General features: G+C 70.3%; 27 protein-coding genes. 14 read left to right on the top strand and 13 right to left on the bottom strand.

The genetic code is table 11. The features are described 5' to 3' along the window. Window positions 1-268 precede the first annotated feature (268 nt). The 3 genes from GRS48_RS15055 to GRS48_RS06870 are packed head-to-tail and all read right to left on the bottom strand — an operon-like array spanning window position 269 to window position 2,837. Window positions 269-688 (bottom strand): Zn-ribbon domain-containing OB-fold protein, encoded by a 420-nt coding sequence (locus tag GRS48_RS15055; protein WP_200840217.1) that lies wholly within the window; start codon window positions 686-688, stop codon window positions 269-271. Beyond that, complete coding sequence (locus GRS48_RS06875; RefSeq protein WP_200840216.1) at window positions 688-1,671, bottom strand: hydroxymethylglutaryl-CoA synthase family protein; 984 nt, start codon at window positions 1,669-1,671, stop codon at window positions 688-690. Before GRS48_RS06875 ends, GRS48_RS15055 begins: the two co-directional genes overlap by 1 nt. After that, window positions 1,668-2,837 (bottom strand): thiolase domain-containing protein, encoded by a 1,170-nt coding sequence (locus tag GRS48_RS06870; RefSeq protein ID WP_159484860.1) that lies wholly within the window; start codon window positions 2,835-2,837, stop codon window positions 1,668-1,670. The genes GRS48_RS06875 and GRS48_RS06870 overlap by 4 nt, the downstream gene beginning before the upstream one ends. Before the next feature lie 253 nt (window positions 2,838-3,090). Here GRS48_RS06870 and GRS48_RS06865 point away from each other — a divergent pair, with 253 nt between their 5' ends. From GRS48_RS06865 to GRS48_RS06840, 6 genes are all read left to right on the top strand, one after another. After that, window positions 3,091-3,978, top strand: coding sequence for a 3-hydroxyacyl-CoA dehydrogenase family protein (locus GRS48_RS06865; protein ID WP_159484858.1), 888 nt, complete (start codon window positions 3,091-3,093; stop codon window positions 3,976-3,978). Beyond that, entirely contained in the window at window positions 3,975-4,793 is an 819-nt protein-coding gene (locus GRS48_RS06860; RefSeq protein ID WP_321168334.1) for an enoyl-CoA hydratase-related protein, read from the top strand. The genes GRS48_RS06865 and GRS48_RS06860 overlap by 4 nt, the downstream gene beginning before the upstream one ends. A 49-nt stretch (window positions 4,794-4,842) precedes the next feature. Then, window positions 4,843-5,643: a Sir2 family NAD-dependent protein deacetylase gene (locus GRS48_RS06855; RefSeq protein ID WP_321168333.1), complete on the top strand. Its 801-nt coding sequence runs from the start codon at window positions 4,843-4,845 to the stop codon at window positions 5,641-5,643. Between the two features lie 128 nt (window positions 5,644-5,771). Beyond that, window positions 5,772-7,226, top strand: coding sequence for an NAD(P)H-hydrate dehydratase (locus tag GRS48_RS06850; protein ID WP_159484856.1), 1,455 nt, complete (start codon window positions 5,772-5,774; stop codon window positions 7,224-7,226). After that, window positions 7,219-7,773, top strand: coding sequence for a cyclic pyranopterin monophosphate synthase MoaC (gene moaC / locus GRS48_RS06845; protein WP_159484854.1), 555 nt, complete (start codon window positions 7,219-7,221; stop codon window positions 7,771-7,773). The genes GRS48_RS06850 and moaC overlap by 8 nt, the downstream gene beginning before the upstream one ends. Window positions 7,774-7,864: 91 nt before the next feature. After that, window positions 7,865-8,845: a VOC family protein gene (locus tag GRS48_RS06840; protein ID WP_159484852.1), complete on the top strand. Its 981-nt coding sequence runs from the start codon at window positions 7,865-7,867 to the stop codon at window positions 8,843-8,845. 51 nt (window positions 8,846-8,896) lie between these two features. Here the strand turns inward: GRS48_RS06840 and GRS48_RS06835 are convergent, their stop codons facing one another. Then, window positions 8,897-9,415: a hypothetical protein gene (locus tag GRS48_RS06835; protein ID WP_321168332.1), complete on the bottom strand. Its 519-nt coding sequence runs from the start codon at window positions 9,413-9,415 to the stop codon at window positions 8,897-8,899. A 72-nt stretch (window positions 9,416-9,487) separates the two neighbouring features. After that, entirely contained in the window at window positions 9,488-10,060 is a 573-nt protein-coding gene (locus tag GRS48_RS06830; RefSeq protein ID WP_159484850.1) for an NADPH-dependent FMN reductase, read from the bottom strand. A gap of 120 nt (window positions 10,061-10,180) precedes the next feature. Between GRS48_RS06830 and GRS48_RS06825 the strand changes: the two genes are divergently transcribed. Next, entirely contained in the window at window positions 10,181-10,483 is a 303-nt protein-coding gene (locus GRS48_RS06825) for a hypothetical protein (protein WP_394351193.1), read from the top strand. Window positions 10,484-10,529: 46 nt separating this feature from the next. Here GRS48_RS06825 and GRS48_RS06820 read toward each other — a convergent pair whose 3' ends face one another. Then, window positions 10,530-10,859, bottom strand: coding sequence for a 2Fe-2S iron-sulfur cluster-binding protein (locus GRS48_RS06820; protein ID WP_159484848.1), 330 nt, complete (start codon window positions 10,857-10,859; stop codon window positions 10,530-10,532). A gap of 289 nt (window positions 10,860-11,148) precedes the next feature. Here GRS48_RS06820 and GRS48_RS15050 point away from each other — a divergent pair, with 289 nt between their 5' ends. Then, window positions 11,149-11,301, top strand: coding sequence for a hypothetical protein (locus GRS48_RS15050; protein ID WP_200840215.1), 153 nt, complete (start codon window positions 11,149-11,151; stop codon window positions 11,299-11,301). A 216-nt stretch (window positions 11,302-11,517) separates the two neighbouring features. On the opposite strand, the gene GRS48_RS06815 is transcribed toward GRS48_RS15050, so the two are convergent. Next, a complete protein-coding gene (locus tag GRS48_RS06815; RefSeq protein WP_159484846.1) occupies window positions 11,518-11,835 on the bottom strand; it encodes a hypothetical protein in 318 nt (105 codons plus the stop codon). 294 nt (window positions 11,836-12,129) lie between these two features. On the opposite strand from GRS48_RS06815, the gene GRS48_RS06810 reads away from it, so the two are divergent. Next, window positions 12,130-12,402, top strand: a complete 273-nt coding sequence (locus GRS48_RS06810; protein WP_159484844.1) for a hypothetical protein — start codon at window positions 12,130-12,132, stop codon at window positions 12,400-12,402. A gap of 451 nt (window positions 12,403-12,853) precedes the next feature. After that, window positions 12,854-13,846 (top strand): phosphomevalonate decarboxylase MvaD, encoded by a 993-nt coding sequence (gene mvaD, locus GRS48_RS06805; RefSeq protein WP_235028020.1) that lies wholly within the window; start codon window positions 12,854-12,856, stop codon window positions 13,844-13,846. 94 nt (window positions 13,847-13,940) lie between these two features. On the opposite strand, the gene GRS48_RS06800 is transcribed toward mvaD, so the two are convergent. After that, window positions 13,941-14,303, bottom strand: a complete 363-nt coding sequence (locus tag GRS48_RS06800; RefSeq protein ID WP_159484840.1) for a hypothetical protein — start codon at window positions 14,301-14,303, stop codon at window positions 13,941-13,943. Window positions 14,304-14,354: 51 nt separating this feature from the next. Next, a complete protein-coding gene (locus GRS48_RS06795) occupies window positions 14,355-15,311 on the bottom strand; it encodes an alpha/beta hydrolase (RefSeq protein WP_159484838.1) in 957 nt (318 codons plus the stop codon). A 49-nt stretch (window positions 15,312-15,360) separates the two neighbouring features. Between GRS48_RS06795 and GRS48_RS06790 the strand changes: the two genes are divergently transcribed. Beyond that, complete coding sequence (locus GRS48_RS06790) at window positions 15,361-16,716, top strand: DEAD/DEAH box helicase family protein (protein WP_159484836.1); 1,356 nt, start codon at window positions 15,361-15,363, stop codon at window positions 16,714-16,716. A gap of 73 nt (window positions 16,717-16,789) precedes the next feature. On the opposite strand, the gene GRS48_RS06785 is transcribed toward GRS48_RS06790, so the two are convergent. Then, complete coding sequence (locus tag GRS48_RS06785; RefSeq protein WP_159484834.1) at window positions 16,790-17,206, bottom strand: hypothetical protein; 417 nt, start codon at window positions 17,204-17,206, stop codon at window positions 16,790-16,792. Between the two features lie 94 nt (window positions 17,207-17,300). Between GRS48_RS06785 and GRS48_RS06780 the strand changes: the two genes are divergently transcribed. Together GRS48_RS06780 and GRS48_RS06775 are read left to right on the top strand one after the other, a co-directional pair. After that, complete coding sequence (locus GRS48_RS06780) at window positions 17,301-18,812, top strand: DUF790 family protein (RefSeq protein ID WP_321168331.1); 1,512 nt, start codon at window positions 17,301-17,303, stop codon at window positions 18,810-18,812. Between the two features lie 371 nt (window positions 18,813-19,183). Next, on the top strand, window positions 19,184-20,515 hold the full coding sequence (locus GRS48_RS06775) for a YncE family protein (protein WP_159484832.1): 1,332 nt from the start codon (window positions 19,184-19,186) through the stop codon (window positions 20,513-20,515). Window positions 20,516-20,572: 57 nt separating this feature from the next. Here the strand turns inward: GRS48_RS06775 and GRS48_RS06770 are convergent, their stop codons facing one another. Together GRS48_RS06770 and GRS48_RS06765 are read right to left on the bottom strand one after the other, a co-directional pair. Then, the gene (locus GRS48_RS06770) at window positions 20,573-21,100 is read right to left on the bottom strand and encodes a hypothetical protein (protein ID WP_159484830.1); all 528 of its coding nucleotides are present in this window, start codon (window positions 21,098-21,100) and stop codon (window positions 20,573-20,575) included. After that, window positions 21,097-22,077, bottom strand: coding sequence for an RsmB/NOP family class I SAM-dependent RNA methyltransferase (locus GRS48_RS06765; protein ID WP_159484828.1), 981 nt, complete (start codon window positions 22,075-22,077; stop codon window positions 21,097-21,099). Before GRS48_RS06765 ends, GRS48_RS06770 begins: the two co-directional genes overlap by 4 nt. Window positions 22,078-22,206: 129 nt before the next feature. Between GRS48_RS06765 and GRS48_RS06760 the strand changes: the two genes are divergently transcribed. After that, window positions 22,207-22,947, top strand: coding sequence for a proteasome assembly chaperone family protein (locus GRS48_RS06760; RefSeq protein WP_159484826.1), 741 nt, complete (start codon window positions 22,207-22,209; stop codon window positions 22,945-22,947). A gap of 95 nt (window positions 22,948-23,042) precedes the next feature. Here GRS48_RS06760 and GRS48_RS06755 read toward each other — a convergent pair whose 3' ends face one another. Continuing rightward, the gene (locus GRS48_RS06755) at window positions 23,043-24,377 is read right to left on the bottom strand and encodes an isochorismate synthase MenF (protein ID WP_159484824.1); all 1,335 of its coding nucleotides are present in this window, start codon (window positions 24,375-24,377) and stop codon (window positions 23,043-23,045) included. Between the last annotated feature and the right edge of the window lie 35 nt (window positions 24,378-24,412).

Here is a 24,412-nt window from a genome sequence, read left to right as displayed (position 1 = left end):
ACGACGACCTTTCGAAACGCTCCGGAACCGTTGCGTTCCGCCGCCCCGGTTCCGTCCCGTCCCCGGTCGGCGACGCACGAACGACGGGATTTTATCGAATTTTTATTATATAAAGAAGAATTATAAGTCTGCTTTCTGTTATATATGTATACGCTCCGGGACCGCTAGGGGTGTCGCCGTCATCAACTCCCGACCGATGTCGCCGTCGCTGTCGGCTTCGGAGCGATCTCGCACATTTAAAAACCCCGTCGGCGGTTCCGATCCGCAGCTACTCTCGAACCGGCCTGAACTTCGAGCCGTAGCGGACGACGCCCTCCTGCTCGTATATCCGGCGGACGACGCGTTCGACGCGATCCCCGCGTGCGACGGCGTGCGGGTCACAGTCGGCCATCATCGCCGGGAGGCGCGCGCCCTCGTCGAGTTCGACGACGGCGACGGCGATCGCGTCCTCGGTCGCGAGCAGCGACGCGAACTCCGGCGGGGCTCCGCCTTCGATGACGGTCACGGACAGGACGGTCCCCGTGCCCTCGGGCTCGAACTCCTCGAACTCGACGCGCTCGTGACAGTCCGTACACGCGCCGCTCGGCGGGAAGCTCACCGCGCCGCACTCCGGACACTCGCCACAGACGAGACGGTAGCGGCTGTCGCTGTGGTTCCACCAGGTCGGCACGCTCGTGTACGCGCCCATCAGTTGACACCCCCGTCGTCCGTGACGACGTGTCCGCGCTTCCTGAGGTACTCGGCGTAGCCGATCGCCTCGGTCTCCCGATCGAGTGACGCGTCCAGCCGCCCGTCGAGGACGAGGGCGTCGACGGTCGCCCCGTCGCCGTAGCCGACGAGGGTGACCGCGTCGACCCCGTCGTCCCACGCGGTCACGAGCCCGAAGAGGGCGCTCGCCGCGCCGAGGTCGCCGAAGCGGTCCGCGGCGTGGTAGACGTCGGCATCGAAGTCGAGCGCGCGTGCGGCCCGGTGTGGAAGGCTCCCGTCGGGCGCCGTCAGCGCGACGGCGGTCTCGGGGTCGTCGAGCGACCCGACCGCCGCCGCGATCGGCCCGGAGAACGCGTGGCGCTCGTAGGCGGTCGCCTCGTATCGCTCGACGGTCGCCGAGCCGTGGCCCCGGAACCGCGTGCCGGGGAACTCCTCGGTGTACGTCGTCGCCTCCCGGAGCCCGACCGTGCCCTCGGCCGTCAGGAGGAACGCGACCGCGCCGGCCCCGGCCGCGTGGTCGACCGCGTCGTCGGGGGCCGCGAACGGCGCGTCGCTCGCGACGACGAGCGTCGTCCCTTCATCGTCGAAGCCGGCCCGAAGCGCCCGCGTTCCCGCGCCCGTCGACTGCGTGTCCACCGACACGGCGACCGACGTCGGGAGCCCCAGGATCGCCGCGAGCGTCGCGCCGACGTCGAACTCCTCGACGGTCGGCGTGGTCGTCGCGAAGCGGAGCGCAGTGACCGACTCGGGGTCGACGTCGGCGTCGGCGAGCGCGCGCTCGGCGGCCTCGGCGGCCATCGTCACGGTGTCCTCGTCGCCCGCGGCGACGCTCTTGGCGGCGACGCCGCGCGCCTCGAACCCGCCCCACGCCTCGATGAACGTCTCGGCGTCGACCCGATAGCGCGGGGTGTAGACGCCGACCCCGGCGATCGCGTTCTTCTCGGCGACGTCCGTTCCGGTCATGCCCATCCCCCCTCGTAGACGGTGACGACGGCGGCACCGCCAGAGCCACCCACGTTGTGTGAGAGGCCGGTCTCGAGCCCGTCGACCTGTCGACCGCCGGCCTCGCCGCGGAGCTGCTTGAACACCTCGACGGTCTGGCCCGTCCCCGTCGCCCCGATGGGATGTCCTTTCGATTTGAGCCCGCCAGAGAGGTTGACCGGACGCTCGCCGTCGGGCTCCGTCGCGCCCCGCTCGATGTACGACCCCGCCTCGCCGGGCGCACAGAAGCCGAGGTCCTCGTAGGCCATCAGCTCGGCGATCGAAAAGCAGTCGTGGACCTCCGCGAAGTCGACGTCGTCGGGGCCGATCCCCGCCTGCTCGTACGCCTGTTCCGCCGCCTTCCGGCTCGCCGGGACCCCGGTGAGCGTCGGCCGCTGGAACAGCCCCACCCGGGCGCTCGCCTGACCGGTCCCCGCGACTCGAACCGGGCTCTCCGTGAGCTCGCGGGCGACCTCCTCGTTCGCGACGATCGCGACGCTGGCCCCGTCGGAGGTCGGACAGCAGTCGTAGAGGTTCAACGGGTCGGCGACGGGAGTGCCGGCCATCGCGTCCTCCAGCGAGCACTCGAAGCCGAGGTGTGCGTGCGGGTTCTTCGCGCCGTTGGCGTGGTTCTTCACGGCGACGCGCGAGAGCTGCTCGCGGGTGGTGCCGTGTTCGGCCATGTGCGCGTCCGCCATCTGCGCGTACACGCCGGCGAACGTCGTGCCGGCCATCCGCTCCCACTCGGTCTCGCCGCTGACGCCGAGCCAGTAGCGGGTCTGCTCGCCGCTCATGTCGGTCATGACCTCGAAGCCGCCGGCGAGCGCGACGTCGACGACGCCGGACTTGACGGCGAGCGTCGCCTGCCGGAGCGCGGTCCCGCTCGCGGCGCAGGCGTTCTCGACGCGCGTACACGAGACGCCGTGGAGCCCCACGTGTTCGGTGACTGCGGGGCCGCTCAGGCCGAGCTGGCGGCCGCCGACGCCGAGCGTGCCGACGTACGCCTCCTCGATCAGCGATTCGTCGAAATCCCCGTCGACGGCGTCGACCGCGCCCTCGTACGCGGTCGTGAACAGCGACCGGTACGACTCCTCGGGGAACGCCCCGTAGTCGGACTGGGACGCCCCGATAACGTACACTTCTGTCATCTATATTGTCGATCGATGGGGTGAGGATAAAGCAGTTCCGTCACCGACGCCCCCCGGTACCGTCCCACATATCGGGCCGGCGCCGATCTCGCCGTCCACCACCTTTTGTCGGAGCTCCGTCCTCCCTTGCTGCCGCTTCCATCCTCTCTTGCCGCCGCTTCCATCCTCTCTTGCCGCCGCTTCCATCCTCTCTTGCCGCCGCTTCCGTCCCCGCTTCGAAACGGTTTTGCCGCTCACCTTGAGAACATTACCCATGCACGTAGCCGTTATCGGTGCCGGGAGTATGGGTCACGGCATCGCTCAGGTGTCGGCCATGGCCGGCCACGACGTCGTCCTGCGGGACATCGACGAGGGGATCGTCTCGGAGGGGCTGGACGCGGTCCGGGCGAACCTCCAGGGCGGGGTCGACCGGGGGAAGGTGACCGAGGAGGAGATGGCGGCGACGCTCGACCGGTTGGAGGGGACGACGGACCTCGCAGCCGCGGTGGGCGACGCCGACCTCGTCGTCGAGGCGGTCCCCGAGTCGATGTCGCTCAAGACGGACGTGTTCACCGAGGTCGAGGCCGCGGTCGACGACGACTGCGTGCTCGCGTCGAACACGTCGTCGCTGTCGGTGAGCGAGATCGCGGGCGCGCTGGAGCGCCCCGAGCGCGTCGTCGGGCTCCACTTCTTCAACCCGCCGCACATCATGGACCTCGTCGAGGTCGTGATCGCCGAACAGACGTCCGCCGACACGGAGGCGTTCGCGACATCGTTCGTCGAGGGGCTCGACAAGGAGGCGGTGGTCGTCCGCGACACCGCCGGCTTCGCCTCCTCGCGGCTCGGGCTCGCGCTCGGGTTGGAGGCGGTCCGGATGGTCGAAAGCGGCGTCGCGAGCCCGGCCGACATCGACGCGGCGATGCGGGAGGGGTACAACCACCCGATGGGGCCGCTGAAGCTCACCGACCTCGTCGGGCTCGACGTCCGCCTCGACATCGCCGAGTACCTCCGCGAGGAGCTGGGCGAGCGGTTCAAGCCGCCACAGCTGCTCAAGCGCAAGGTCCGCGGCGGGAAGCTCGGGAAGAAGTCCGGCGAGGGCTTCTACGTCTGGGAGGACGGCGAGGCGGTCGGACAGGCCGGCGACTGGGGGGCCGAGGAGTGAGCGACCCTGACCGGCTCGCGGACGCCGAGTACGAGACGCTCCGGGTCGACGTCGGCGGCGAGGCCGACCGCGTCGCGACCGTCGCCATCTCGCGGCCGGACGCCCGGAACGCCCTCAACGCGACCGTGCGATCTGAGCTCATGGCTGCGGTCCCGCTGGCGGAGGCGGACGACGCGGTCCGCGTCCTCGTGATCACCGGCGACGACGAGGGGCGCGCGTTCGTCGCGGGCGCGGACATCACGGAGTTCGCGGACCGCGACGGGCTCGAACAGCGCCGCATAAGCGAGCGCCCGCGGATCTACGAGACGATCGCGGACGCGTCGATCCCCGTCATCGCCCGCGTGAACGGCCACGCGCTCGGCGGCGGCTGCGAGCTGGCGCAGGCGTGTGACGTCAGGATCGCCCACGAGCGCGCGAAGATCGGCCAGCCCGAGATCAACCTCGGGATCATGCCGGGCGGCGGCGGCACCCAGCGGCTCCCGCGACTCGTCGGCACCGGACAGGCGATGAAGCTCGCGCTGTCGGGCGAGCTGATCGACGCCACGGAGGCCGCCGATATCGGTCTCGTCGAGGAGGTCCACGGCGACGGGACGTTCGACGAGCGCGTCTACGAGCTGGCGGGGACGATCGCCGAGAAGAGCCCGGTCGCGCTCGAGTTCACGAAACGGGCGGTACAGGCCAGCGCCCGCATGCCGATGGACGGCGGGATCGACTACGAGGCCGAGCTGTTCACGACGCTGTTCGACACCGAGGACAAACGGGAGGGGATCGCGGCGTTCTTCGAGGACCGCGAGCCCGAGTTCGAAGGGCGCTGAGCCGCGACCCGCCGACCCCTTTTTCTCCCGCCGCGCCCGAGAAACGGTCGTGACCGACGCCGACGCTCCCACCGACCTCGAAGACGCCGCGACTATCGAGGACCTCGCCGCCGAGCTCCGGGCGGCGGATCGGGCCGTCGCGCTCACCGGGGCCGGGCTGTCGGCAGCGTCCGGAATCCCGACGTTCCGCGGCGAGGGCGGGATCTGGGGCGACGCCTTCGACGAGGTGGACTTCCACGTCTCCCGGTTCGAGCGGGACCCCGCGGGCTTCTGGCGCGACCGTCTCGTCCTGTACGACCGCATGGAGCCCGACGGGGGTGCCGAGCCGAACCCCGCACACGACGCGCTGGCGGCCCTCGTCGAGGCGGGCGTCCTCGACGCCGTGATCACCCAGAACACCGACGGGCTCCACGGTGCGGCCGGCACCGCCGACGTGATCGAGCTGCACGGGACGAACGCACGCGTGGTCTGTGCGCGGTGCGGGGAGACCCGCGAGGCCGGCCCGATACGCGACCGGGCGCGGGACGGCGCGCTCCCGCCGACCTGCGACTGTGGTGGCGTTTATAAGCCCGACGTCGTGCTGTTCGGCGAGCGGCTCCCCGCCGCCGCGCTGCGTCGCGCGCGGCGGCTCGCGGCGGCCAGCGACGTCTTCCTCGCCGCGGGCTCGTCGCTCACGGTCGACCCCGCCGCGTCGCTGCCGGGCCGCGTTGGCGACGGCTCCCTCGCCGTGATCAACCTCGACCGCACCCGCTACTCCGGGACCGCCGAGTACGACCTCCGCGCCGACGTGACCGAGGTCCTGCCCGCGCTCGCGCGAGCGGTACTGCGGGACGGGGACACGGACCGCTGATCGCTTATAAATCATCCGCGCCCGACTGACGATCGACCAACGCCCGGCCGACGGTCGACAAACGCCCGATCGACGCCCGACCGACGCTCGCCCCCACGCTTAATCCCTCGCCGGCCGAACCGCCGTTCATGATCACGTCCGACCGGATGGCCGCGGTCGACGCCAACGCGGCCGCGCTCGGCGTTCCGCGCAAGCAGCTGATGGAGTCGTCGGGCAACGCGGTCGCCCGCGAGGTCCGGGCGGTCGCCGAGACCGGGGCCTCGGTAGCGATCGTCTGCGGCCGCGGCAACAACGGGGGCGACGGTTTCGTCGCGGCCCGCTTCCTCGCCGCCTACGACGTCTCCGTCCACCTCCTCGGCCGCCCCGAGTCGATCGCGACGGACATCGCCCGCGAGAACTGGCGGGCGCTGGAGCGCGCCGAGGTACCCGTCGAGGCCGTCGCCGACGCCGCCGACCTCGCGCTCGGGAGCCCCGACGTCGTCGTCGACGCGATGCTCGGGACGGGCGTCTCCGGCCCGCTCCGCGAGCCGGAACGGACCGCCGCGGCGGCGATCGCCGCCGCGCGCGACGCCGGCGCGACCGTCGTCGCCGTCGACGTCCCCTCGGGGATCGACGCCGACACCGGAAAGCGGACTGGCGGTCCCGACGCGGTCGCGGTCCCGGCCGACCGGGTGGTCACCTTCCACGACGCCAAACCCGGGCTCGACGGGCTCGACGCGACGATCACGGTCGCCGACATCGGGATCCCCGCCGCCGCGGAGCGGTTCACCGGCCCCGGCGACCTCCTCGGGATCACCCGGGACCCGGACTCGCACAAGGGGGACAACGGCGAGGTCCTCGTCGTCGGCGGGGGCCCCTACACGGGGGCGCCGACGCTCTCCGCACGCGCGGCGCTGCGGGCCGGCGCGGACCTCGTTCGGGTCGCCTGTCCCTCGTCGATCGCCCGCGAGGTGCAGGGGTTCTCGGCGGACCTGATCGTCCGCGAGGTCCCCGGCGACCGGATCGCGCCCGGCCACCTCGACGCGGTGTCCGCGCTGGCGGAGCGACACGACGTCGTCGTGCTCGGTCCGGGGCTCGGCGACGCGGACGGCACCCTGGAGTTCGTTCGTCGGTTCCTCGCGGGGTTCGACGGCCGGGCGGTCGTCGACGCCGACGCGCTCCAGGTCGTCCCGACGGTGGAGACGGAAGCGGAGCTGATCTGTACGCCCCACCAGGGCGAGCTGCGGGGGATGGGCGGGGAGACGGCCGCCGACCCCGACGAGCGCGCCGACCTGGTCGACGCGTTCGCGGCTGAGATCAGCCATACGCTGCTCGTGAAGGGGGCGTACGACGTGATCGCCGACGGGACCGACGTCCGGCTCAACCGCACCGGTAACCCCGGGATGACCGTCGGTGGCACCGGGGACGTGCTGGCCGGGACGGTCGGCGGGCTCGCCGCCGTCTCGCCCCCGTTCCAGGCCGCGGCCGTCGGCGCGTACGTGACCGGCCGGGCGGGCGACGCCGTGGTCGCCGAGCGGGGGTACGGCCTCGTGGCGACGGACTTAATCGATCGGCTCCCGCACGCGATTTATAAGGATGTCTGAGGAGGACCCGAACGACGACGGCCCCGTCGCGGACGACGCGACCGCCGAAGGAACGACTGCCGGCGGCGCGACCGACGACCTGACGCATACGGACGCCGACGGTGCGGTGCGGATGGTCGACGTGGGATCGAAGCCGGACTCGAAGCGCCGCGCCGTCGCCCGCGGAGAGATCCGGCTGACCCGGTCGACGATCGACGCGATCCGCGCCGACGAGATCGGGAAGGGGGACGTCCTCGCGACCGCCCGGATCGGCGCGATCGGGGCGGTGAAACACACCTGGGAGACGATCCCGATGTGCCACCAGATCCCGATCACGAACGTCGACACCGACTTCGCGGTCGCGGACGATCGGGTTCGCCTGGAGGTCGCCGTCGAAACGACCGGCAAGACCGGCTGCGAGATGGAGGCGCTCGAGGGCGTGACGACCGGGCTCAACGTGGTGTGGGACATGGTGAAGGCGGCCGAGAAGGACGCCGACGGCGGCTACCCCGACACCCGGATCACCGACGTCGAAGTCGTCACGAAGGAGAAGGCCGAAGTCGAGTAGTCGCCCGCTGGGATCCCTCGGGTAACCCTCGCGTCACGTGATACCCCTGACGTCCACGGGTCGATAAGTGTCCGGGCCCCGTAGCGGAGGCATGACCGACGCGCTTTCCACGCCGGGGATCCACCACGTGACCGCCATCGCGAGCGATCCCACGGAGAACCACGCCTTCTACACCGATGTCCTCGGGCTCCGGCTCGTGAAGCGGAGCGTCAATCAGGACGACGTCGGCGTCTACCACCTGTTTTACGCCGATCACGCCGGCAACCCGGGAACCAGCATGACCTTCTTCCCCTACACGGGGACGCGGGCGGGACAGCCCGGCGCGGGACAGGCGTCGACGGTGTCGTTCACGGTCCCGGCGAGCGCCATCGATTACTGGGTGGACCGGCTCGCGGAGCACGGCGTGGACACGCGACGCGTCGAACGGTTCGGCGACTCCGTCGTCGCCTTCACGGACCCCGACGGGCTCCCCCTGGAGCTGGTGGGTCGGGAGGACGCTCCCGCGGGCGATCCGCCGGCGGGCCCCGTCCCGACCGCGCACGCGATACGTGGGTTCTTCGGCGTCGAGCTGGCGCTCCCCGACCCCGGCCCGACCGTTCGGCTGCTCGAGGCGATGGGGTACGAGGAAGCCGGTACCGAGCCCGCGCGGGGCGTGGCGGGCGCGACCGTGGGCGACGCGGACGGGACCTCCCGCCGACGGTTCGAGACGACCGGCGACCTCGGCTTCGTCGTCGACGTCGTCACCGGGTCCGGGCTTCCGCAGGGCGTCCCCGGTGCCGGCACGGTTCACCACGTCGCCTACCGGGTGACGGACGCGGAGCAGGCCGCGTGGCGGGACCTGCTCGGGGACCACGGGCTCCGACCGTCCGAGGTGATCGACCGCAAGTGGTTCCGCTCGGTGTACGCCCGGACCCACGGCGGCGTGCTGTTCGAGTTCGCCACGAAGGAGCCCGGATACGACGTCGACGAACCGCTCGACGAGCTGGGCGAGCGGCTCGTTCTCCCGGAGTGGTTGGAGGACCGCCGTGAGGAGATCGAGGCGGGACTCCCGGCGCTCGGCGAGTCGGTATAGCCGTCACGGCCCCGCAAACCACCGTCGAATCGTCGGCGAGCCGCCGCCGGCTCACCGCAGGAACGGCCACCGCACGTCGACGAGGCGGTCGTCGGCCCCGGAGATCGTCGGCTGCGCGAGATGGTCGTTGGCGTTCACGCCGTGGTCGGCGAGACCGCACAGCGCCTCCTCCAGCGACCGGTCCGACCGCGACACCGTCGGGTCGCGGACGTACGGGGCGTCGAGCGGGGTATCGGGGGAGTTCGAGACGCTGATCCGGTCCGCGAGGTCGCTACCGATGGCGCGCGGGGGCTGATGGAAGTGCCAGCCGTTCACCGTCAAGAAGAGCCACGCGTCGCCGTTGATGGCGTGGTACTCGCCGATTACCGACGCGGGATCGTTCGCGACGATACGGCTCAAAACGGCGGTTTTTGTCCGATACAGCGCTTCCTTGCGTGCCGAACAGACGTTGCTCTCGGTGGCGTCGCCGCGCTCGTACGCGTCCGTCGCGTCGTCGGCGAGCTGCTTTGCGACCTTGTTCACCACGTACAGCGATTCGAGCAGGTCGTCGGTCGGTTCGAGCGGCTCCACGTTGAACACTCCTCGGTCCGGGGCGTCCCGTGACCGATCCGCCCTCCGGGATCCGTCGGCATAGGCGTTTCGTCACGCCCCGCGGTTCTGGCCGCTCTCGAACGTCGCCGGGTCGGGCGTGATGTCGGCGTATTCGACGGCCCGTACGCCGAGCGTCTCGACGCGTTCGCGGAGGTCGTCGTCACGGAACTCGCCGTCCTCGAAGGCGCCGTGCGAGCGCGGGACGGCCGCCTGATACGGGATCACCCACGCGTCGAGCGCGCGGCAGATCGAGCGCAGGTGTTCGAGCGCGGTGATCGGGAACGCCCCGCCCGCGACGCCGAGTAGCCCCACGGTCGTCCCCTCGAACTCGTCGAAGCCGCAGTAGTCGATCGCGTTCTTCACCACGCCGGAGTAGGAGCCGTGGTACATCGGGGTCCCGATCAGGACGGTGTCGGCCCGGGAGAGGGCGGTTCGGAGGCGGTCGGCGTCCCCGGCGTCCTCGTGATCCGGGTCGAACGGCGGGAGGTCGTACTCCCGGAGGTCGACGAGCCGCGTCTCCGCGCCCGCTCCGTCCGCGGCGTCCAGGGCCGTTCGCAGCGCCGTTCGCGTGTGGCTCGCGTCCCGAAGGCTCCCGACGAGACCGGCGACGAGGGGGTCGCTCATGCCGGACCGACGACGAGGGATCACTTAAAAGGCGTCCCGAACCCGCGGCCGGTGAGGGCCCTCGGTGAGATATGACTTTGTACGTCGGGCTCGAAACCGACGCTCAGAGGGTGATCGATGATGACTACTGACAACGGCGACGAGGACGACCGCCCGTACCGGGCGTCGGTCGTCGAGGACGAGCGGGCGATGCAGGTGATCGCGGGGCTGTCCGAGGGGACGGTGACCGAGGTCGCGGACCTCCGCCCGCGGGGGACGCAGCCGGCGGAGGTCGAGGCGGAGCTCCGCGAGACGCATCTTCCGAGGCTGGACGCGGCCGGCTACATCGAGTGGGACCCGGAGACCGGAACGATCTCGAAGGGACCGCGGTTCGGCGAACTCGAACGCGAACTGGACGACGGACTCGACGGCGGACGGCGATGAGGCGCGAAGGGGACGGTGAGAGGGAGGACGGCCAGTCTCTCGCGGATCAGTCGTCGTCGGCCGCGGCGGCGTCGCCGGTGGCGGCGTCGTCCTCGATGCTCGGCGGGTACGACCCGCGGTCGAGTTTGAGGTCGGACTGCGGTCGGGCCATACAGGTGAGCGCGTAGCGCTCGGCTTCCTCGTCGGTGAGCCCGCGCGCCGCCGGCTGGGTCACCTCACCCTCGACGATCTCGGCCGAACAGGCGAGACACATCCCCACCCGGCAGGAGTACTCCTGGGCGATCCCCTCCTCGATGCAGGGGTTGAGGATCGTCTCCGTGTCGGCCACCTCGATCGTCTCGCCGGTGCCGACGAACTCGACGGTGTACTCGGTCATACTCGGGATTCCAGCCGACTCCTCAAAAAGGGATCCCCTCGTTCGCGTCGTCGGCGCGGGGACGGAAGCGGGCGGTGCGGGCGGTTGGGTGAAGCGGGCGGAAGCGGATAACGCGGGTGAAGCGGACGAACGCGGGAGGCGGCCGGTTCGGAGCCCGTCGGCCTGCGTCCGTTTCGTCGTCCACGCCCTGCTTAGTCATCAGGCCACCTGAATTAGTATCCTATAGCAGTTTTTCACACCATATTGTTAATAATCCTTTTAAAGTCTTAGCACCTCAGTTATTAACGTAATGGCGTACTCCTGCACCCACTGCGATGCACAGTTCCAGAGCGCGGCCAGCGTGAGCCAGCACGTCGGACTCCACCACAACACGTGCGCAGCGTGTAACGACCGGTTCGACGACACCGATTCGCTGCGCGAACACATCCACGAGAGTCACTGAACTGCCAACCGACTCCGTTTGAATTCTTCTTTCCAGACGTGTTCTCGTTCGAAATACCTGGTTGGTGAAGAGTGCGTACTGACCGTCCACCTACCTACTCGATCGTGAGACTGTTCTGAATGGTGTGCGAGAGACAGGGCGCGAGTGTTGCATAAAGCAAGCGAAGTGCCGAGGCACACAGATGGTCAGTACAGTCAAACCTTTAGTGTGTATCCATCAAAGGATCTCCTCAGCAAAGTCTAGTTCTCCGTCCCTGTCAATATAAAGCCCGACACGTTCTGTACCTGAGATCCTGAAAGACTGCACATGCTCACCGTCAATATAGACCTCGAACGAACAGTTCTCTGCACGTTCTTGTCGGGTATATGGGATCGAACCCTCTGGTTCACCATCCGTTATTGCGATTTCGACAGCCTCGTCACGGCACGACGGGACAACCCGAACTGTTCCTGAGAACTCACTGTCTGCACTCAGACCGGAGAAGAATGCTGATCCTTCTTCGAAGACATCCTCGCCTGATCCTCTTGACTGCATACACCCGGCAAGTCCGGCACTACAAGCAGCCATACCGAGAAATCGACGACGTTGCACAATTGAAGTGGTAGGTATACAATCATAGCCCTTCTGTTAGATTTCAGCAGCAATAGTCACGCGCTAGACCCAACCTCTGTATCTCGCACGTCGCCCCTGACAGCGATCGAGGAGATCAACAGGTCGACCCGTGTGTAAGGCTCCTGTACTGACCGCAACCGGGGCAGAATGGGTCACCGATGAGGACTTCAACAGAGCCGGTGCTTTTGTAACTGGAGCGTGGACCCCGTACCGTCGATGTCCCCGCCGCCCTCCCTCGTACTCTCCCTCGCGCAGATACCGATGTACCAGTTCTCGGGCGTCACCGTCGCTCGCTACGAACTGTTCCTGCTGGCGACGTTTCTCGTCCTCTGGGCGACTCTCGGCAGGTGGCTGTACAACGACGCGAAAGCCCGGGATAGCGAGTGGGCGTGGCAGTGGGGGTTCGGGACCCCGCTGACGGTGATCGCCGGCATCGACGTGTTGCTGCTGGTCGTCGTTATCTACCTGCTGCTGCGGAACTCCGACTGATCGCGGTCAGGGCCGTCGGGTGGGCGACTCGGTTGTTCGCGCGGTGATCGCGTCCGGCGTCCGGCCGTTCGTTTATAAGCGATCGACACGACGCCCGACGACGACGCCCACCGACGCTCACCGACGCCCACCGACGATACCCACCGACGCCCGCCGACGAGGTCCCGATCGCGGCGGCTCAGGTACTCCGTTTCGCGGGGCGTCGTTCTCGCGGCTGTGCTTATAAGCTCCACCCGAACGCTCGGGACGGTACAGAGACGGCACATGACCGCACAGCGACGGTCCCGAAACACAACCTCACGCCTCCCCAGCCTCGCCGCGGCTGCTTCTTAAGCAGCCGCGGGCTCCCTCGCGCGCGTCGAGTCGCGCGCGCCACCGCAATTGAACGAGGTTCGCCTCCCGCCCATCGCAACGACTAATCCCCCGCCGGTCGCTTTCGTAGGCAATGACGATGAAAGCGACCGCGAAGGCACACCCCATCCAGGGGCTCGTGAAGTACCACGGGATGCGCGACGCGGAACTCCGACTGCCGTATCACGACAGCATCAGCCTCTGTACCGCGCCGACGGCGACGACGACGACCGTCGAATGGGAGCCGGACGGGACCGAGGACGCGTACGTCATCGGCGGCGAGGCGGTCGACGGGCGCGCGGCCGAGCGGATCGACGCGGTCGTCGACCACGTCCGCGAGCTGGCGGGGTTCGACCACGCGCTCCGGCTTGAAAGCGAGAACTCCTTCCCCTCGAACATCGGCTTCGGCTCGTCCTCCTCGGGGTTCGCGGCGGCGGCGCTGGCGCTGACGGAGGCCGCCGGGCTCGAGCTGACCCTGCCCGAGGTGTCGACGGTCGCGCGGCGCGGCTCCTCCTCTGCGGCTCGCGCGGTGACCGGCGCGTACTCGCTGCTCGAGGCGGGGCTCAACGACGACGACTGTCGCTCCCGGCGGCTCGACGTCGGCGTCGGCGACGACGGCTTCGACCCCGAGGAAGACCTGCGGATCGTCGCCGCACACGTCCCCGCGTATAAGGAGACCGAGGAGGCGCACAGGGAGGCGGCCGCGAGCCACATGATGCAGGCCCGGATGGCGCACGTCCAGGACCAGCTCGTCGAGATGACCGACGCGCTGCGCGCCGGCTCCTTCGACCGGATCTGCGAGGTCGCCGAACACGACTCGCTGTCGCTGACGGCGACGACGATGACGGGCCCCGCCGGGTGGGTGTACTGGCAGCCCGAGACGATCGCCGTCTTCAACGCCGTCCGCGAGCTGCGCGAGGCGGGCGTCCCCGTCTACTTCTCGACGGACACGGGCGCGTCGGTGTACGTCAACACCCGCCCGGACCACGTCGACGAGGTCCGCTCGCGGATCGACGAGATCGGCATCGACACGGACGTCTGGGAGGTCGGCGGCCCGGCACGGGTGCTCGACGCGAGCGACGCGCTCTTTTAAGTAACGTCGCCCGTCAGAACCGTAACCCGCCAGTACAGCACCCCTGTCAGAACCGTAACCCGACAGTACCGTAACCCGACAGTACCGTAACCCGTCAGTACGGCGTCGCCCAGGTGAACGGGACGCCGATCGCGTCGCTCACGCCCATCGATCCGAGCACGGTCAACACGAGGATCGCGGCCCCCCAGGCGACGAACCCGACGATCGCGGCGTTCACCCACGAGGTGTCGTACCGCGCCCGGATCACCCAGACCCACGCGACCAGCGGGATGAACTCGCCGACGATCGGGACCCACGAGAGCAGCAGGTCCGAGAGCCCCCAGACGATCGCGCCCACGAGGGCCGTGAAGACGGCGTGGCCGTAGTCCCGGGTCCCGGTGACGACGCTGGCGGCGATGAAGATGGCGAGGCCGCCGACGAGCAGTCCGACGACGAACGCGACGAGCGATCCGATCATTGACGTGTCGTTTCGACGGAACGTACTTCAGCGTGACGACCTCGGCGTCACTTATAAGTATCGTCGCACGTCGTCGGCGACCGCTCCCAGCGCAGCCTCCGCGACGGCGACGCGGTCGGCGACGCTGAGGAAGCCGTGTGCCATCCCGGGGTAGTGGCGGTGTTCGACCGGCGTTCCAGCCGCCTCGAAGCGCTCGGCGAGCGCGACGCCGTCGTCGCGCAGGGGGTCGAAGCCCGCCGTCACGACCGTCGCCGGCGGCAGCCCGCCGAGGTCGTCGGCGCGCAGCGGGACCGCGAAGGGATTGTACGCGTCCACGGGGCTCTCGAGGTACCGATCGAAGAACCAGCGCATGTCCTCGCGGGTGAGCAGCGGACCGTCGGCGTTCTCGCGGTAGGAGTCGGTCCCGAAGTCGTCGCCGGCGACGGGGTATAGCAGGAACTGGCCGGCGACGTCGGGGCCGTCGAACTCGCGGGCGTGCAGCGCCGTCGACAGCGCCAACGTCCCGCCCGCGCTCGTCCCGGCGACGCCGATCCGGTCGGGGTCGCCGCCGAACGCCGGCGCGGTCGTCGCGGCCCACTCGACGGCCGCGGCGGCCTCCTCGACGGCGACCGGGAAGGGGTGCTCCGGCGCGAGCCGGTAGTCGACGGAGACGACGACGGCGTCCGCCCGGGTCGCCAGCTCCCGGCACGGCCCGTCGATCGAGTCGAGCGTCCCGAGGGTCCAACCGCCGCCGTGGTAGTAGACGAGCGTCCGGACCGGGTCGGCGTCGCCGGCGGCGGCGTCGACGGCCCTGGCGGGGCGGTAGACGCGGACGGGAACGTCCCCGTGTGGCCCGTCGAACGCGAGGTCGCGAACGTCGGCGACCGCCGGCTCCGGGTCGCCCGAGAACACCCGGTTCTCCACCGTCCGGGCGGCGTCGACCGACAGCCGGTGCCACTCGGGAAGCCCCAAAGAGTCGATCTCGTCGACGACCACAGCCAGTTCCGGGTCGAGTTTCGTCGCGCGCATACGGGACCGAGGCGGTGATCCTTTATCAGTCGGTCGCCGATCACCGACGATGACCGTCCGGCTCGCCTACGAGAACGGGACGATACGCGTCGACGCCGACGGCGACGGTCCCGAGGGGTCGCTCCCGCCGCTGCCGGGCGTCGAGGCCGATCCCCGTTCCGGAACCGGGCGAGCCCCGGGCTACCGCTACGCGGCGATCCGCCGGGCCCTGGAGGTGGCCGGGATCCACGTCGAGGACCGCGTCCTCGACCTCCCGTCGCTCGAGTTGACGACCGACTACGACCTCCGGGAGTACCAGCGCGAGGCGCTGGCGGCGTGGCGGGACGCGGGCGACCGGGGGGTGCTCGAACTCCCGACCGGCGCGGGCAAGACCGTGGTCGCCATCCGCGCGATGGTCGACCTCGGGGTCCCGACGCTCGTCGTCGTCCCCACGATCGACCTGCTCGAACAGTGGCAGCGGGAGCTCGAGACGGAGTTCGGGGTCCCGATCGGTCGGTTCGGCGGCGGGGAGCAGCGGCGGGAGGCGATCACGGTGTCGACGTACGACTCGGCGTACCTGAAGGCCGAATCGGTCGGCGACGCCTTCGGGCTGGTCGTCTTCGACGAGGTCCACCACCTCGGCGGCGAGGGATACCGCGACGTCGCGCGGCTGCTCCCCGCGCCGGCCCGCCTCGGGCTCACCGCGACGTTCGAGCGACCGGACGGGGCACACGAGACGATCGAGGGGCTCGTCGGCGACCGCGTCTTCTCGCTCGCCGTCGACGACCTCGCGGGCGACCACCTCGCGCCGTACGATATCCGCCGGATCGAGGTGGAGCTCACCGAGGCCGAACGCGAGCGGTACGACGACCACCAGTCGACGTTCGTCGACTACGTCAGGGAGGCCGGGATCACGTTCACGAGCGGCAGCGACTATCAGGAGCTCGTCAAGCGCTCCGGGAACGACCCGCGCGCACGGGAGGCGCTGCTCGCGAAGGCGACCGCCCGCGAGATCATGATGAACGCGGAACGGAAGCTTGACCGTCTCGAGTCGGTCCTCGACCGACACCGCGGCGACCGCGTCATCGTCTTCACCGCCCACACCGACCTCGTCTACCGGCTCTCCGAGCGGTTCCTCCTGCCGGCGATCACCGCCGAGACCGGCGCGAAGGAGCGACGGGAGGTCCTCGAACGGTTCCGTGACGGGACGTACAGCCGGGTCGTCGCCGCGAACGTCCTCGACGAGGGGGTCGACGTCCCGGACGCCAACGTCGCCGTCGTCCTCTCCGGCTCCGGAAGCGAACGCGAGTTCACACAGCGGCTGGGCCGGATCCTCCGGCCGAAGGCCGACGACGGGCGGGCGACGCTCTACGAGGTCGTGAGCGCCGAAACCGCCGAGGAACGGGTCGCGAGCCGTCGGCGCTGAACGTTCCGTCCGCTCCGCCCCGTTCGCCCGCTCCCCCACCTCCCGTTCGGTCCGCCCCGCCGGCCCCCGCGAGTCAGTCGGTGCGGACGAGGTCGAGATAGAGGCTCCCGGCCCGGTCGAACCGCTCGAAGGGGACGTCGACGACGAGTTCGACGTCGGTCGCGTCCGCGGGCGGGACCGTCACGTCGGTCCGCCCCTCGTGGGTCTCCTCGTCGAGGGTGACGGTCGCGACGAACGTCCCGGACCGCTCGCTCGGCGCGTCGTTGACGATCGTCGCGGTGACCAGTAAGTCCCCGTCCGCGGCCTCGAGGACGTCCCACTCGCCGATCCGGAACGCGTCCGGGCCGTCGTCGGGGTCCGTCGGGTCCGCGCTCCGCGCGTCCCCCTCGCTCGGGGGGTTCCGCGGCCCGCTCGGCGCGGCGGCGTCCACGCAGCCGACCGACGCCGCGGCGACGACCGCCGCGAGCACCTCCCGTCGCGTCCGTTCCATGCGCCGTCCTTCGCCGCCCGGGGTATAGGCGTTTTTCCTCCGCGCGCACCGACGCTCCGTCGACTTTTAAGGGGCGTGTCGCCTACGGTGGCCCGTGTTACGGAAGGACCTCCTGCGCGTCTCCCGGGTCGGCGGCGGGTTCCGCCCGCGGTTCGTCGGTCGGGAGCACCGCCCGCTGGCCGCGCGCGTCCTCGGGACGTTCGCGGACGCCGTCGGCGACCGCCGCGGCGACCTCGATGCGGCGCTCGAGGCGCTCGAGGCGGACGTCGACGACTTCAAGCTCGTTCGGGGGCTGGCGGCGCTCGTCGAGCGGGAGTGTGCCTTCGAGACCCGCTCGCCGGTCCCGCCGACCCGGGTCCGCCGGGTGACGTTCGAGGCGGCCGAGGCGATCGGGGTCGCGAGCGAGGCCGAACGCGCCGCCGCGATCGAGCGGGCGGCCGACGGGCTCGGGATCGACGCGGACGCGGTGGCGGCCGCGCTGTACGCCGACCGCGACGTCAACGAGGTCCTCGTCGACGCCGACGTCCGGTGGGGTCCCGACGACCTGCTCGAACAGTACAACCTGTCGCTGGCACAGACCGCGCTGTTCGACGCCACGGAGGTCCGGGTCCGGTCGAACGACCCGAAACGGCTCGTTTCGGCGGTCAAGCGGCTCCGGTTGATGTACGAACTCGAGCGCACGCCCGAGGGGCGGGAGCTCGTCGTCACCGGACCGGACGCGCTGTTCCGGTCGACGCGCCGGTACGGGGCCGCGTTCGCCCGGCTGCTCCGGACGGTCGCCGGGGCGGACGACTGGCGGCTGTCGGCGACGGTCGACGACCGCGGTCGCGAGCGGTCGCTGACGCTCTCCGGCGACGACGTGACCGTGCCGGGCGTCGCGCCCGTCGTCGAACCGTCGTTCGACAGCGGCGTCGAGGCCGACTTCGCGGGCCGGTTCCGGACCCTCGACCTCGACTGGTCGCTCGTCCGCGAGCCGGAGCCGTTGGAGACGGGGACCCGGGTGATGATCCCGGACTTCGCGTTCGACTACGCGCACGCCGACTTCCGGCTGTTCTTCGAGGTGATGGGCTTTTGGACGCCGGCGTACGTCGAGAAGAAGCTCGACCAGCTCGCGGCCGTCGAGGACGTCGACCTCCTCGTCGCCGTCGACGAGAGCCTCGGGGTCGGCGAGGAGATCGCGGCGCGGGACCACCGCGTCGTCACCTACCGCGGCACCGTCCGCGTGAAGGACGTCGTCGACGTGCTTCGCGACTACGAGGCGGGGTTCCTCGAGCGCGCGGCCGGCGCGCTGCCGGATACGATCGAACCCGACGGCGACGCGGTCACGCTCGAGTCGGTCGCGGCCGACCTCGGCGTCGGCGTCGGGGCGGTGGAGGACAAACGCTTCCCGGAACACGAGCGCGTCGGGCGGACGCTCGTCCGTCCCGCGGTGTTGGAGGGGGTCGCCGAGGACCTCGCCGAGGGGATGGCCCTCGCGGCGGCCGAGGCCGTCCTCGACGGCGTCGGCCTCGACGACACGAGCGCGGTCCTGTCGCGGCTCGGCTACCGCGTCGAGTGGGAGGGGCTCGGCGGCGGGACGCTCAGGGCCAAGGGCGACCCCGAGTGACGTCGCCTTCCAAGTGACGTTGCCTTCCAAGTGACGTTGCCTTCCGAGTGACGTCGCCTTCCGCGCACATCGGCGCGCAGCCGACGGGGAACGGCAGTTCGTCCGGACGTGGCGATCGAGAGGGCGTTCTGCGGTGGCGACTGCGGACGTCCGTGACGCCGACGAACGCGCGAACCGGCGGCTCACTGTCCGTCGAGGGTCCGTGACCCGTCGTCACCCGATCCGCGGCTGTCAGAGATACCGGCGAATTTTTCATCAGACTATGACACGTTCGATTCGATTGATTTAGGGCTTTTGAAACGCTATACTCAGTATATTCGAACTAAACTATCGACAGCCTTTACTTTATACACGGGGGAGATACGGACGTCATGAACGACACGACTCGACGGCGGTTCCTCGTGGGTACCACGGCCGCCGGCGTCGCCGCGCTGGCCGGCTGTGCCGACGACGAGGACCCCGACGAGACGCCCGCGGACGCGCCCGAGGACGATCCGGACGAGCCCACCGAGGCGGCCGACGACGCCCCGGCGGACGACGAGCCCGCCGAGTCGGAGCCGACCTACGAGATCTGGGGGGCCGATCAGGGGACGAACACGATCTACATCCACCGGCCGACCGACGACGGCGGGTTCGAACAGGTCGACGAGATCGACACCGGCGCGGTCGGCGGCGAGGTGCCCCACATGGTCGATTACACCTCGGATTACGAGTACGCCGCGGTCGCCTGTACCGTCGGGGGGCGGACCTTGATCTACCGGACCGAGGACCGCGAGCTCGTCGCGAACCTCGAGACCGGGGCCGGCTCGCACTTCGCCGGCTTCTCGCCCGACGACGAGTACGTCCACGTCGACGTGATCGGCGAGGAGAAGATCGTCCGGATCGACGCCGACCTCGAGAACGAGACGTTCGAGCAGGTGGCCGAGATCGACGTCCGCGAGGACGAGACGATCGTCGACGCCGGCATCGAGACGGGCTCCCCGATCTGTCACCAGTACGCCCAGGACGGTCGCTCGCTTCACACCCTCGGCCCGAGCTACCACGACGCGGCGCTCGTGATCGTCGACCACGACGACTTCTCCGTGGACCGTGCGTACCCCGGCGAGGAGGTCCCGACGAACTGTGGGACGGTTTCGCACCCGACCGACGAGAAGTTCTACCTCACGGCCGGCCTCCCGTCGGACCCCGACGCCGACCCCGAGGAGGAGCCGGAGGCGGCCGCGGGCGTCGGCGACTTCTACGTGTACGACACCGCGGACGACGAGGTCGCGACCGTCGGCTCCACCGGGGGCGTCGACGCACACGGCTTCTGGTTCACGCCCGACGGCGAGGAGCTGTGGGTGCTCAATCGGGAGACGAACGACGGGGTGATCCTCGACCCGGGCACGGACGAAGTGGTCGACGAGATCGACGCGTTCGGCCCCGAACAGCACGACGACCCGACGGAGTCCGATGCGCCCGACATCATGTGGGCCTCGCCCGACGGCGAGTACATGTTCGTCACGCTGCGCGGGCCGAACCCCCTCTCGGGGGACCCGCACGCCGCGACCGGGATCAACCCCGGATACGCGGTCTTCGACGTCGAGAGCCGGGAGCGCGTCGACCTCGTCCAGCCCGACGGCGACAACCCTGACAGCGACTTCCACGGGATCGGCGTCCGCCCCCTCACGGACCACGACGGCTTCACGTCGCCGCCGTACTGAGCGGACGGGTCCCCCCCTCCGTCGTTACCGCTCGATTATCGCTCGACCGCCGGGCGGCTACCGCTCGACGACCGACAGCTCCGCGCGGCTCCCCTTCGGGACCACGGAGCGCAGCTCGTCGTAGAGGTACAGCCCGACACCCATCGGCGCGGACCCGTCGGCGACGGCGTGGCTCACGACGAGGTAGCCCCAGTCGCCGTCCCACTCGGGAAGCTCCTGGTCCTCGCCGGCGGCGAACCGGGACGCCCGCTCGGGATCCAGCTCGATCACGTTCCGCGTCGCCAGCTCGCCGAACCGCTGGACCGCCCGCGTCGTCGGTTTCCAGTGGTCCTGTCTGGTCCGCAGGAACGTCATCCCGATCGCCTCCACGCGGCTCGGGTCCGTCGCCTCGCCGTTGAACACCCACACCTTTCCGGCCCCCTTCTCCCAGAAGGTGTAGCCGTCGAACGTCGCGGGCTGGATCCCGAAGCGCTCCTCCCACCAGTCGAGCACCTCCCGTCGGCTCGCGCGCCCCTCGACCTCGCGGTCGGCCGGGGTCTCGGGGAGCCGGTCGAACCGCTGACCGTCGTTCGTCGGTCGGCTCATGCGTCCACCCCCGTCTCGGCGTCCCCGCCGTCGCTGGTCGTGTTGTCGACGCGGTCGGCATCCTCGGCGTCCCCGCCCACGCGGAGCGTCGCACAGAAGAAGCCGCCGGTGTCGTTGTGGTGCGGGTACACCCGGTGGGCGTGGCGGACGCTCGGGTCGTACGTCTCCCCGTCCCACTCGGTGACGCCGGGGACCGTCTCCAGCGGCAGGTCGAACGGGACCAGCTCGCAGTCCTCCGCGGCGAGGACGTGGTCGAGGACTGCCTCGTTCTCCTCGGGAGCGAAGGTGCACGTCGAGTAGACGACGGTCCCGCCGGGACGAGTCGCCTGCACGGCCCGGGTGAGGACCCCCTTCTGGATCCCCGCGACCTGCGTGACGTGGTCGAGCGTCCACTGGTCGAGGACGTCGGGGTTCTTCCGGCACGTCCCCTCACACGAGCAGGGGGCGTCGACGAGCGCCCGGTCGAACTCGTCGAACGCGAGCGGCTTCATCGAGTAGTTCCGCGCGTCCGCGTTCGTCACGATCGTGTTCGTCACCCCGAGCCGCTCGGCGTTGTGTCGCAGCGCGGAGAGCCGGCCGAGGTTGTTGTCGTTGGCGACGACGGTCCCTTCGTCGTTCATCGCGGCGGCGATCTGCGTCGTCTTGCTGCCGGGTGCCGCACAGGCGTCCCACACCCGCTCGCCGGGCCGTGGGTCCAGCGCGAGCCCCGGAAGGGCGGACACCTCCTCCTGTCCGTGGGTCCAGCCGTGGAAGTAGGGCCAGTTCGTCCCCGGGTCCCGGTCGGGGAGCCGGAGGAGGCCGTCGTGCCACGACACCGGCTCGTAGGTCACGCCCTCCTCGTCGAACGCCCGCGTGACGCGGTCGGTCGTGCTACGGATCGTGTTGACGCGAACGACCGAGGGGAGCGGGCGCGCACACGCGGCGCGGAACGCCTCGACGTCGTCGACGAGCGGCTCGTACCGCTCAAGCGGGTTCATACCACCCGTACCGGCCGCCCCGATTAGTCGGTTTCGGAGGGATTCCGTCGACGGGACCGTGGATCGGATAACCCGGAACCCCCGTGGATCCGCCCCGATACTTAAACCCTCTCCGACGTATGAGTCGACATGGCACGGATAACGATCGTCGACGACGAGGCAACGCTGACCGACCCGGTGCTCGTCGAGGGGTTCCCCGGCGTCGGACTGGTCGGGAAGATCGCGGTCGATCACCTGATCGAGGTCCACGGGATGACTCACTACGCCAACGTCCACTGCGAGGGGCTCCCGCGCGTCGCGACGTACTCGGAGTCGGACACGACGCTCCGGACGCCGGTCCGGCTGTACGCGGACCCGGACGCCGACCTCCTGGCACTCCAGAGCGACGTGCCGGTCAACCCGGGGGCGGCGACCGAGTTCGCCGGCTGTCTCGCCGGCTGGTTCGACGACGAGGCGGTGTTCCCGGTGTACCTCTCGGGGATCGGGCGACAGCGGGACGACGCGTCCCCGGAGTTATACGGCGTCGCGGCCGGTGACGGCGCGTCCCGGCTCGCGGACGCGTCGGTCGCGGACCCGATCGAGTCGGGACTCATCTCCGGGCCGACGGGCGCCATGCTCGCGGACGCGATCGAGCGCGGCTCGTCCGCGGTGGGGCTCGTCGTCGAGTCGGACCCGCAGTTCCCCGACCCCGAGGCCGCGCGCACCCTCATCGACGACGGGATCGACCCGATCGCCGGCACGACGACGCCGACCGACGCGCTCGTGGACCAGGCGACGGAGATCCGGGAGGCGAAACAGGAGTTCGCGCGCCGGATGCAGCAGGCCGAATCGGAGAGCTCGCAGGCGGAGCCGCTGAAGATGTACCAGTAACGGTCGGGCCGCGACTCGCGTCCTTCTTTCCTCTCCCTCCCACGTCCTTCTTTCCTCTCGTTCCTCCCGTGCCCCTCTCGTCCCTCCCGCGTCCCTCAGTCGTCGGCTTCCAGCTCGTCGAGTATCGGGCGGTACTTGAGCTGGACCTCGTCCCACTCGCGGTCGGGGTCGGAGTCGGCGACGAGCCCGACGCCGGCAAAGAGGGTCGCACGCCGGCGCTCGGCGACCGCCGAGCGGATCGCCACCGCGAACGCGCCGTTGCCGGCGGCGTCGATCCAGCCGACGGGCGCGGCGTACCAGCCCCGGTCGAACGGCTCGGTGTCGTGGATCGTCTCCAGCGCTCGGTCCGGGGGCAGCCCACCGACCGCCGGGGTCGGGTGGAGCGCCTCGACGAGCTCCAACACGTGCCGGTCCGCGTTCAGCTCCGCGGTGATCGGCGTGTGGAGGTGTTGGACGGTCGCGAGCCGGCGCACCCGCCGGTCGCCGGCCGAGATCGACGCGGCGTACGGCGCGAGCTGTTCGCGGATCGTCTCCGCGACGAGGTCGTGCTCGTGGACGTTCTTCGGGTCGTCGAGCAGCTCCTCGGCCAGCCACTCGTCCTCTGCCGGGGTCTCGCCGCGCCCGGTCGTCCCCGCGAGCGCGTCCGTCTCGACGGTCCGCCCGCGCAGCGAGACCAGCCGCTCCGGAGTCGCGCCGAAGAAGACGGCGTCGGCGTCGTCGGGCTCGAAACAGTAGCGATGACAGTCGGGGTACTTCTCGGCGAGCCGCTCGAGCGTGGCGGCCCGCGGGAAGTCGGCGGCCAGGTCGGCCGCCAGCGCCTGCGCCAACACGACCTTCTCGAGGTCGCCGCCGCGGATCCGGTCGACGGCGGCCGCGACCGTCTCCCGCCAGGCGGCGCGGCTCGTCGTTCGATGGGAGTCACGGATCCCGGGGCGGGGCGGCCGTGGGGTGGCCTCGATCCCCGACAGGCGGTCGTGCTCCCGGCGGAGCCGCTCCTCGACCGCGGTCGCGGTCGCGTCGGGCCCCACCGCGTTGACGGTGAGCCACGCGCCGTTGTCAGCCAGCGTGACCTGCACGCGTGGGAGGACGAACCGCGCCTCGGGGAACGCCGACCACGGGTCGCCCGCACACCCCCCTTCGTGGAACGCGAAGCCGCCGAACAGCCGCGGCCGCGCCGCCTCCGTCCCGGCGTGGACGTCGCCGGACGCGAACAGCGACTCCGCGGCCGTACGGATCCCGGCGAACCGATCCGGTCCCGACGCCGTGAGTGTCACGGCCGCGCCCCCGCCGACCACGACCGCGTCGTCCGGGGCGCTCCAGGTCGTCCGCGGCCGCGGCAACGCGTCGAACGCCGACCCGAACGCCGGCGCGTCGATCCCGACCGTCCGGCTGACCAGCGTCGCCGACGGCGTCGTTCGCGGCGCTTCCATTGAAACGGGATGAGGCCCGTGGCTCCTTTACGCTA

Origin of the sequence: Halorubrum sp. JWXQ-INN 858 (assembly GCF_009806985.1) — an archaeon.
Taxonomy (GTDB): Archaea; Halobacteriota; Halobacteria; order Halobacteriales; family Haloferacaceae; genus Halorubrum.
The sequence above is the reverse complement of the archived record's forward strand: the minus strand, read 5'-3'. Positions and strand labels throughout refer to the sequence as shown.